This is a genomic window from Achromobacter sp., assembly GCF_049647645.1.
Lineage (GTDB): Bacteria > Pseudomonadota > Gammaproteobacteria > Burkholderiales > Burkholderiaceae_B > Achromobacter.
In genome coordinates this window covers 1-10424 of the sequence record NZ_JBARYB010000269.1, presented here as the reverse complement: position 1 = coordinate 10424, position 10424 = coordinate 1, and the positions used below count along the sequence as shown (strand labels likewise).

Sequence of the window (10424 nt, the reverse complement as noted above, 5' to 3'; positions counted from 1 at the left end):
CTCTGGGTGCCCGCGCGGCCGGGCGGCCTCAAGCGCCTGATCCACCTGGCCAGTTTCGCGCTGTCCAGCCTGCCCTCGCTGTTGCGCGCCGCCGCCGGGCGGCCGGACCTCATCCTGGTGGTGGAACCCGCGCTGTTCTGCGCGCCCGCTGCCTGGCTTGCCGCGCGGCTTTGCGGCGCCCGCGCCTGGCTGCACATCCAGGACTACGAAGTCGACGCGGCGTTCGAACTGGGGCTGCTCAAGGGCGCAGGTTTGCGCGCCATGGTGCTCAGGGCCGAACGCTGGCTGATGCGCCGCTTCGACCGCGTCTCCACCATATCCAACCGCATGCTGGACCTGGCGCGGGCCAAGGGCGTGGACCCGGGCCGCGCAGTGCTGCTGCCGAACTGGATCGACGTGGATGCGATCGCGCCGCACGCCGGCGGCGGCCGATACCGCGCCGAGCTGGGCATACCGGACGACGCCATCGTTGCGCTGTACTCCGGCAACATGGGCGGCAAGCAAGGCTTGCAGACGCTGGCCGACGTTGCCCGCAGGCTAGTCCGCGAGACCCGCCTGTGGTTCGTCTTCTGCGGCCAGGGGCCCGAGCGCGCGCCGCTGCAGCAGCAATGCGAGGGCCTGGCCCGCGTGGTTTTCCTGGACCTGCAGCCGGCCGAACGCCTGGGTGAATTGCTGAACACCGCCGACATCCATCTGTTGCCGCAACGCGCCGGCGCCGCCGACCTGGTGATGCCGTCCAAACTGACCGGCATGCTGGCCAGCGGCCGGCCCGTGGTGTGCGGCGCCTCGCCCGGTACCGAGCTGGCCGGCGTAGTGGCGCGTTGCGGCCTGTTGACGCCGCCTGAAGACGGCGCCGCCATGGCCGAGGCCGTGCGCAAGCTCAGCTACAACGCGCAGATCCGCGAAACGCTGGGGGCTGCGGCGCGCCAGTATGCGCAGACGCATCTGCACGTGGACAGCGTGCTGGCCGCGGCCGAGCAGGAGTTCGAGAGCCTCATCGGCGCCAAGGGCAAACGTGCTGCCCGCCCGGCGCAATCCGACGCAAACACAGGCGCCTGATCGCGCGCGTGACCCATCGACGCCCTGCGGGGCTCAATTTTCTTGTGGCGGTTGTCGATGGGTGGCACGCGTTCGAAGGCGGAGTTCCCGCATCGGAACGCCCGCGCTTCCCCCAATCTACGCGTCGGGATCGTGCTTGGCTGGCGCCGCCCCATTCCCGCTTCTGACCAACCCCATCTGCACCGCGATGTAGGCCGCCTCGGCCTGGTTGCGCGCATTGAGCTTCCAATACAGGGTGCGCGCATGGCTTTTCACCGTGGCCACCGAAATGCCGACCTGCTGGCCGATCTCCCGCATGGTCTTGCCCTGTACCAGCAATTGCAGGATCTCTTCCTGCCGTTGCGTCAATTCCCTCAGCTCCTGGGTTGGCGGATGCGACGCGCCCTGAGGTCGGGCCGCCGGCTGCGGATAGCATTCGCCGCCCGCCATCACCAGGCTGACCGCGGCCGCCAGCGCATCGGGGCTGGATGCCTTGGGCATGTAGCCCGCGACCCCTGCCCGCGCACACGCCGCCATGACGCCCGGGTCCAGCACCGAGTAAAGCACCAGCACCAGCCGCGGCATGAAGAACGCCATCGACTGGGACAGGAGGCCGACGTCCTGTTCGGCCAGGCCGCTGCAACCCATCACCAGCAGTTCCACTGGGCGGTTGATCGAACTGGACATGGTGAGCAATTGGGCTGGCGAGATGGCCAGGATGTCGTCGGTGTTCCGCGCACGCTCCAGCACATGCTGGATCGCGACACGGAGCAGAGCGTAGTCTTCGATCAGTACGGTTGTCATCCCGGGGGGAACCTTGTGACGCATGGCCCATACACGGTTCCCATGACGCTGGCGCATCATTGCTGCAACGGCAGGCTGCTGGCGTCACCGACCTCACGGGAATCTCGTCCGCGGCACTGGATCGCGATGGCGAGGCGGAGTGGTTCGCCCTCTCAATCCAGACTTGCGGACACAACCCATGCTATCAGCGGCTACGTTCGCTGAATCTCGTTCAGGAGGATGATTGGTGGAGGAAAGCAGCAGCACTGCGACCGCGGATACTGCTGTGTATGAATTAGCCAGGATGGCTATGCGCACTCCCGGCAGCCAAGGAACGCGGGCGTTCCAGGCTGCCGGGCAGGCAGCGCAACCTGCCTCGGTTACCCGAGCTTGCGCCCATAGAGCTGCCCGGCGTCCACATCCCTGCCATTGGGTTCATGCCATTCCAAGGTCGCGCCGCGCTGCAGCGCCGCGTATACGGCTTCGCCCTTGTTCTTGACATGCAAGCGCTGGTAGAGCGTGCACGCATGCGTCTTGGCCGTGGCCACCGAAATATTCAACATCCTGCTGACAGTCTTGATCGGATAACCGCGTGCCAGCAGCACCAGCACTTCGTACTGGCGCGGCGTGATCTGCAACAACTGCGCGCCAGCGCTGACAGGCATGGAACCCTTGCTGGCGGCGGCATCGTCGGCGTCCCTGGCCGGCAAGGCGCAGACCGCTTGCGCGGGAGCCTGCAATGCCTGTTCGCTGGGGAAGCACTGCCCGCCCGCCATGACCAGGCGGATGGCTGCTTCAAGAATCTCCACCGAGGCCGTCTTCATCAGGCAACCGTAGACGCTTGCCCCGGGCAGGCCCTGCACCGGCATGGGCAGGGGCATCACGTCCGTCAGCAGCAGGATCCGCTTGGGCGTGAGCACGCGCTGGATTTCATGCAGCGCGCTCCACGCTTCGTCGGTATCCACCGGCAATCCGTAAATCAGCAGATCAGCGCCCGCGTGCACGCCGTCCGCCTTGGAGATGTCCGCCAAGCCCATCCCCTCGATTTCCCACACATCATCCAACTTGCTCAGAATCTGCCATAACCCCAACCGCAGGAGCGGATGGGCTTCAATCAGGACCATCTTGGCCATGGTGTCCTCCCGGTTTTTCGACGGGCCTAGAAGGGATCTTCGCTGTGCTGAAGACTATTTTTTTTCCAGCCCCGCAGTTCGAGTCTGCAATATCCCGGAATATCTAATGAAGCCGAACCGGGGCATTTGGGCTGGGAGACTTTGGTAGCCAACATAACGGATGGCATGGACCCATCTTATGGTTCGAAATTGTCAAAATCAAGACGTTTCGGCTCGATATAATCCGACAAAAACAGAAATCATTCGTTAGCCTTAATCATCCTCGTAAATACGGAGGAGGCGCGCTCCTCATCCGTTCCGGCGCTAGGGTTTTCACCAGGAATTCTCCATGAGAAGCTTGCGCCCTCTCTATGAAACATGCAGGGCGGGCGCAGGCTCTCAGCTAAGGCAGGCCATTGTTACAGCCGTAAAAAAGCCGCGCTGCGGCATCCGCCGGGCGCGGCCTGGAACTTCCGGAATCAGGGCAATAACTGTCTATATGTTTCCGCGGACACATCAAGCCCGTGCGTCTTTCTTGTAATCGAAATATAGGTAACATTTTTATTTTTGCGTTTCCGGCACGATTTACTCCATATAGGCGAAGTCAAATACCGTATGGCCGCCTTGATGATGCCAATGGTGCATCGAAGCATGGCGTTTTCTCAGGAAGCTCGCATAGTGGATTTCGCCGTCCGTTTCCACATAGGAGGATGGCGACAGTTCCTCGATCCGGTTCAGCGACACACCCTTGCCATAGTGGCAGAAGCCCTGGTACTGGGCGCAGCGGATCACCTCTCCGCCAGGCGACACAACGATTCCGGCGTTGCGGGCCCGCATCGGGTTGCGGACGATGGGGTTGCAGGCATGCGGCGTCCACTCGGTCGAGCGCGGCGAATCCGAGAAAAACGCGAACAGCTCATCGCAATGGCTTTGGCCGTCGGTCCGGTCGATATTGGTTAATAGCCACCAGTATTCCCCATGCTTGAAAATAATGGTATCGACAGCGGATATATTAGTCATCAGATTTACATCAAGCTCCCATTTAAGCGGAAAATCGGTGCATTTCCATAATTCTATACTGCGATTCCCGCAAGTTTCTGGCACCATGTAAGTGACGCCCTCGTACTCGAATATATATGGGAACGACAGATGGTAAGGCAGATTCAGGGCCGTGCCCAGCAGGCGGAAAGCCCCGTCGGAGTAGGTCGCGACCGAGATCGTGCCCTTGCGGGAGGTAAAATCGTAATCCTCGAAAAATATATACGGCTTTTTATCCTGGGTATATACAAACGGATCCGCGAAGAATCTGCCCTTGGGCGGCTGCAATACCATCGCCTCGGACACCACTGCCTGTTGCCGAGCAGACGGAAACATGCCGATCCGCCAGCGCACATTGCGTTTCATGACGCGCCGCACAATCAAGTCCGACATTAACCACGCCTGGCGCGCAATATATGCGGCGCTATCCCACTCCACCGGATCCTCGCGCCGCAGGCCGCTCATGATCTGCATGGCGGGCGGCGCCACGCCCTGCTTGACGCGGGCCAGCGCCTGCAACGCGTCGTACACCATGAAATTCCCAAGGCTGAACGCGCGCGCCTGATTCTTCAACCAGAACAACTCGGTGTTGAAACTGCGCTGGTCCAGCAGTTCGTCTTGATCTTCCCGCTGCCCCACGCGCCAGAGTTTCACCGTGGTGTGGTCTTCACGCTGAAAGACCTCCCAAAAGCCGGCATAGCGGCTTGTCGCCACTGCAATATCGGAATAACTCAACTGCCATACGCCCAGACGCGCCCAGCCAGCCATTTGCTCGCGAGAGGCCGGCGATGCGCCCAAGGTGATGACCAGATCCAGACCCAGCGCCGCGACCTGGCTTTGCGCCTCGGCCGCTGGCATGCCAGGCGCCAGCGACAAGACGGCAGCCGCATCCGGCGGCATGCTCGCGCGCATGTCGCGGCAGGCCAGCGCCTGCCGCTGCTTGGCCGGCAGCAGACGCGCCTCCAGGCGCGACAAGACGCCAAACAGGGCGCGCGTACCCAAGCGGGGAGACTTCTCCCCGCCTTCCATGTTCATCACCAGCAAAGCAGCGACTTCAAAATCCTGGCTATGCGTGAGCCAATCCACCATCTCATGCATCCAGCCGGGTTGCTCGTACCCGTCGACCAGCAGTCCCACTCTGTAGGTTTTCATTTCTCCTGCTCCTGTGCCAGGGCTTATCGGCCTTCCGTCCGTTACGGCGAACGGGCTAGCCATTGCGTATTCAGGGGCGCGACAGATTCAAGTCTTCGCGCTGATACTGCGGGGTTTTGCGCGTCCCTTCCAGACCACATTCATCCTAGGTCGGCAGTCCGAGGACGAATGGCTCAGGATCATGCGCAAACACTAGGAAATTGCTACTCCCTCCGCATGAGATTCGTCATCCGTCTGGTGGAGACAGGCGAAAATCCGGCCAGTCCCGAATGTGCGACGCGCGGACCGCTAGTGGTAAACCCTATTGGGGATAGCCGAGGCTCGCGTCTCAGCCATCTCTCACGCATAATTGTTTTTAAACGAACGTTTGAATTCAACCTTATGCAAGAAATCAGACCGTCTCTCACCCGCGAATCCATCCTGGACACCGCCGAGGCCTTGTTTGCCCAGCAGGGACACGATGGCACCTCGATGCGCCAGATCACCACGGCCGCCGGCGTCAATCTGGCGTCGGTGAATTACCACTTCGGCTCCAAGGAGTCACTCGTGCAGGCGGTGCTCAAACGGCGCCTGGAAGTGCTGAATCGCGAGCGCTTGCGACTTTTGGATGAACTCGAGGCGCAGGCCGAAGGCAGGCCCCTGAAGCCGTCGCAGATCGTGGACGCCTTTTTCGGCACGCTGTTGCGCCTGGCCGCCGACCCCGCCCAGGCCGGCAGCACCTTCCTGCCCTTGCTGGAACGCACCATGACCGACCCCTCGGATTTCATCCGCGCGCTGTTCGCGGAGGAATACGCGGACGTGCTGGAGCGTTACCGCAACGCGTTGTTCGCGGCCCTGCCCGATGTGCCCAAGGCTGAAATCGTCTGGCGCTTCCAGTTCATGCTCGGCGCCACGTCCTACGCCATCATCGGCACGGACCTGCTGCGCTCGGTCACGGGCTGGACCATAGACGAAGCCGAACAGCCCAATAACCCGGACCTGCTGCTGCCGCGCCTGATGAGCTTCCTGCTCGGCGGCTTGCGCTCGCCCTTGCCGCACGTGCCCTGAGCTTCACGCTCCCGCAGGCAGAACATCCACGGAGACAAGAAATGAACGCAGTCATCCTCGCCCTGGTCATCGCCGCGCTGCTGGCCGCGATCGTGCTGGGCGTGCGCCCCGTCCGCCGCGCCCTGCTGTCCGCCCCGATCTTCAATCTGTACCGCAAGGTGCTGCCGCAGATGTCGGACACCGAGCGCGATGCGCTGGAAGCGGGCACGGTGTGGTGGGAAGGCGAACTGTTCCGCGGCCGGCCCGACTGGAGCCGCCTGCTGGCCTATCCCCGCCCGCGCCTGAGCGATGACGAGCAGCGCTTTCTCGACGTCCAGGCCGAAGAGGCCTGCCGCATGGTCAATGACTGGCACGTCACGCAGGAAAGCCACGATCTCCCGGCCGAGGTCTGGAGCTACCTGAAGACCCAGGGTTTCCTGGGCATGATCATTCCCAAGGAATACGGCGGCCTGGGATTCTCGGCCTATGCCCACTCCGAAATCGTGACCAAGCTGTCCACGCGCTCGTCCGCCCTGGCGGTGTCGGTCATGGTGCCCAATTCGCTAGGCCCGGCCGAACTGCTGCTGCATTACGGCACCGACGAACAGAAGAACCACTACCTGCCGCGCCTGGCGCGCGGCGAGGAAGTGCCCGCGTTCGCGCTGACCAGTCCCTGGGCCGGCTCCGACGCCGCCGCCATCCCCGACAGCGGCATCGTCTGCAAGGGCCAATGGCAGGGCCGCGAAGTGATAGGCATGAAGGTCACCTGGGACAAGCGCTACATCACGCTGGCGCCCGTGTGCACCCTGCTGGGCCTGGCGTTCCGCCTGTACGATCCGGACGGCCTGTTGGGCGGCGCGAAAGACCTGGGCATCACCTGCGCGCTGGTGCCGCACGACCATCCGGGCGTGGACACCGGCCGCCGCCACTTCCCGCTGAACGCCATGTTCATGAACGGTCCCACGCGCGGCGCGGACGTGTTCATGCCGCTGGACTTCATCATCGGCGGGCCGGCCATGGCAGGCCAGGGCTGGCGCATGCTGATGGAATGCCTGGCGGCGGGGCGCTCGATTTCGCTGCCCTCTTCCAACACCGGCATGGCCAAGCTGACGACGCGGGCGGTGGGCGGCTATGCGCGTGTGCGCAGCCAGTTCCGCACGCCTGTCGGCAAGTTCGAAGGCGTGGAGGAAGCGCTGGCGCGCATCGGCGGCAACACCTACATGATGGACGCCGCGCGTGGCATGACGGCGGGCGCGGTGGACCTGGGCGAAAAGCCCTCGGTCGTGTCCGCCATCGTCAAGTACCACGTGACCGAGCGCGCGCGCCAGGTCGTCAACGACGGCATGGACGTCATCGGCGGCAAGGGCATCTGCCTGGGCCCGTCCAACTTTCTCGGCCGCGCCTATCAGCAGATTCCCATCGGCATCACCGTCGAAGGCGCCAACATCCTGACGCGCAGCCTGATCATCTTTGGCCAGGGCGCGATCCGCTGCCATCCCTACGTGCTGGCCGAGATGCAGGCTGCGCAATCGCCCGACCGCAAGCGCGGCCTGGACGATTTCGACCGCGCCTTCTGGGGCCACGTGGGCTTCGTCGCGAAGAACAAGCTGCGCGCCTTGGGCACGGCGCTCACCGGTGCGCGTTTGGTCGGCGTCAACGCCGACGTCGCGCCCGAGATGAAACGCTACTACCAGCTGCTCAGCCGTTACAGCGCCGCCTTCGCGCTGCTGGCCGACACCTCGATGCTGGTACTGGGCGGCAGCCTGAAGCGCCGCGAGCGCCTATCGGCGCGCCTGGGCGACGTGCTGTCGCAGATGTACCTGATCAGCGCCACGCTCAAGCGCTTCGAGGACGAAGGCCGCCAGGCGGCCGATGCGCCGCTGGCGCACTGGTCGATCCAGGACGCGCTGTTCAAACTGCAGGAAGCCATCGAAGGCGTGCTCGACAACTACCCCAACCGTTTCGTGGCCTGGAGCCTGCGCCGCCTGGTGTTCCCCTGGGGCCGCACGCAATCCCTGCCTTCCGACCAACTTGGGCAGGACGTGGCGCGGCTGCTGATCAACCCGAGCGCGACGCGCGACCGCCTGACCGCGGGCTGCCATCTGCCGGCGACCGAGGCCGAACCCGTCGGCGCCATCGAACTGGCGCTGGCCGCCACGCTCGACGCCGAACCCATCGAAGCCAAGATCCGCGAGCTTGAAAAGCGCGGCGCGCTTGACGGCAATCCGCAGGCCAATGTGCGCGACATCGCCGACGCCGCCTTCGCCATCGGCGGCATCACCCTAGAAGAATTTACAGTGGTAAAGCGCCGCAACCGCTTGCGCGATACGGTTGTGAAAGTGGATGATTTCCCCTTTGACCTGAGCGCCACGGACCAGGGCAGCCCCGCGGCCGAACGCAGGGTCGCCTGAAGGAGGAATCGGATGGCATTCAAACCGGTTTACGTCGTCGACGGCGCCCGCACGCCCTTCCTGAAGGCGCGCACCGGCCCGGGCCCTTTTGCCGCAGGCGATCTCGCCGTGCAGGCGGGACGCGCCCTGCTGCTGCGCCAGCCCCATGCGCCCACGGACCTGGACGAGGTCATCGTCGGCTGCGCCGCGCCTTCGCCCGACGAAGTGAACATCGGCCGCGTGATCGCGCTGCGCCTGGGCTGCGGCAACAAGGTGCCGGGCTGGACCGTCATGCGCAATTGCGCATCAGGCATGCAGGCGCTGGATTCCGCCATCGCCAACATCCAGTCCGGCCGTTCGGAACTGGTGCTGGCCGGCGGCACCGACGCCCTGTCGCGCGCGCCGGTGCTGTATTCGGACGAGATGGTGCGCTGGCTGGCGGGCTGGTATGCCGCGCGCGGCATGGGCGCCAAGCTCGCGGCGCTGGGGCGCTTCCGGCTGCGCAACCTCGTGCCGGTCATCGGCTTGCTCAAGGGCCTGACGGACCCGGTGGTCGGCCTGTCCATGGGGCAGACCGCCGAAAACATCGCGACCCGCTTCGGCATCGACCGCGCGGCGATGGACGCCTACGCGGCCCAAAGCCATGCGCGCGCGCTGGCGGCCCGCGCGGCTGGCGCCCTGGGCGAGATCTCGCCGCTGATCGACACGCAAGGCAAGCTGTATCCCGACGACGACGGCGTGCGTGACGACTCCACGCCCCAGAAGCTCGCCAAGCTCAAGCCCGTCTTCGACAAGCCCTGGGGCAACATCACGGCGGGCAACAGTTCGCAAGTGACCGACGGCGCCGCCATGCTGACGCTGGCTTCCGAAGAAGCGGTGCGCAAATGGAATCTGCGGCCGCTGGGCCGCATCGTCGACAGCCAGTGGGCCGGGCTCGATCCCGCGCAGATGGGCCTGGGCCCCGTGCATGCGGCCACGCCCATCTTGCAACGCCACGGCCTGGGCCTCAATGACCTGGACTTGTGGGAAATCAACGAGGCCTTCGCCGCCCAGGTGTTAGGCTGCCTGGCGGCCTGGCGCGACGATGCCTATTGCCAGGAGCATTTCGGCACGCCGGCCTGGGGCGACCTCGATCCGGCCCGGCTCAACGTCGATGGCGGCGCAATCGCCATCGGGCATCCCGTGGGCGCTTCCGGCGCCCGCATCGTGCTGCACCTGCTCGCGGCCCTGAAGCGCCGCGGCGCCAAGCGCGGCATGGCGGCCATCTGCATCGGCGGCGGCCAAGGCGGCGCGATGCTGGTCGAAACCCTGGACGAGGACCGCCCATGACGACACTGGATACGCTATCCCACTGGCGCCTGGAGCGCGATGCCGATGGCCTGGCATGGCTGACCTTCGACCGCGCCGGCAGCGCGGTCAATGCCTTGTCCGCCGACACCATGAGCGAACTGGCGGAGGTGCTGGACGCGCTGGACGCGGCGCCGCCCGCGGGCCTGATCATCCAGTCCGGCAAGGCCACGGGCTTCATCGTGGGCGCCGACGTCAACGAATTCGCCAGCCTGGACACGCCCGAACAGGCGCGCGCGCTGGTCGCGCGCGGCTGGAATCTCTTCAACCGCCTGGCCGCGGTGCGCTATCCCACGCTGGCGCTGATCCAGGGCCACTGCCTGGGCGGAGGCCTGGAACTGGCGCTGGCCTGCCGCTACCGACTGGTGGCGGACCAGCCCGGGACCTCGCTCGCGCTGCCCGAAGTCATGCTGGGCATCTTCCCCGGCTGGGGTGGCATGCTGCGCCTGCCGCAACTGATCGGCGCACCCGCCGCGCTGGACATGATGCTGACCGGCCGCGGCGCCGACGCGCGCCGCGCCGCCGCACTGGGTCTCAC

General features: G+C 64.9%; 8 protein-coding genes. 5 read left to right on the top strand and 3 right to left on the bottom strand.

Going from position 1 to position 10424, the window contains the following annotated elements:
* A partial coding sequence (locus tag WBB14_RS30900) for a WcaI family glycosyltransferase (RefSeq protein WP_424243151.1) occupies positions 1–1059 on the top strand: 1059 nt, incomplete at its 5' end.
* A gap of 117 nt (positions 1060–1176) precedes the next feature.
* On the opposite strand, the gene WBB14_RS30895 is transcribed toward WBB14_RS30900, so the two are convergent.
* From WBB14_RS30895 to WBB14_RS30885, 3 genes are all read right to left on the bottom strand, one after another.
* On the bottom strand, positions 1177–1842 hold the full coding sequence (locus WBB14_RS30895) for a response regulator transcription factor (protein ID WP_054453089.1): 666 nt from the start codon (positions 1840–1842) through the stop codon (positions 1177–1179).
* A gap of 359 nt (positions 1843–2201) precedes the next feature.
* A complete protein-coding gene (locus WBB14_RS30890; protein ID WP_013395120.1) occupies positions 2202–2954 on the bottom strand; it encodes a response regulator transcription factor in 753 nt (250 codons plus the stop codon).
* Between the two features lie 564 nt (positions 2955–3518).
* The gene (locus WBB14_RS30885; RefSeq protein WP_424243150.1) at positions 3519–5123 is read right to left on the bottom strand and encodes a glucosamine inositolphosphorylceramide transferase family protein; all 1605 of its coding nucleotides are present in this window, start codon (positions 5121–5123) and stop codon (positions 3519–3521) included.
* 381 nt (positions 5124–5504) lie between these two features.
* Between WBB14_RS30885 and WBB14_RS30880 the strand changes: the two genes are divergently transcribed.
* The 4 genes from WBB14_RS30880 to WBB14_RS30865 form a co-directional block, all read left to right on the top strand.
* Entirely contained in the window at positions 5505–6170 is a 666-nt protein-coding gene (locus WBB14_RS30880) for a TetR/AcrR family transcriptional regulator (protein ID WP_424243149.1), read from the top strand.
* A 41-nt stretch (positions 6171–6211) separates the two neighbouring features.
* Positions 6212–8560: an acyl-CoA dehydrogenase gene (locus tag WBB14_RS30875; RefSeq protein ID WP_424243148.1), complete on the top strand. Its 2349-nt coding sequence runs from the start codon at positions 6212–6214 to the stop codon at positions 8558–8560.
* Between the two features lie 12 nt (positions 8561–8572).
* On the top strand, positions 8573–9868 hold the full coding sequence (locus WBB14_RS30870; RefSeq protein WP_424243147.1) for an acetyl-CoA C-acetyltransferase: 1296 nt from the start codon (positions 8573–8575) through the stop codon (positions 9866–9868).
* On the top strand, positions 9865–10424 hold a 560-nt coding region (locus WBB14_RS30865), incomplete at its 3' end, for an enoyl-CoA hydratase-related protein (protein WP_424243146.1). The genes WBB14_RS30870 and WBB14_RS30865, both read left to right, overlap by 4 nt.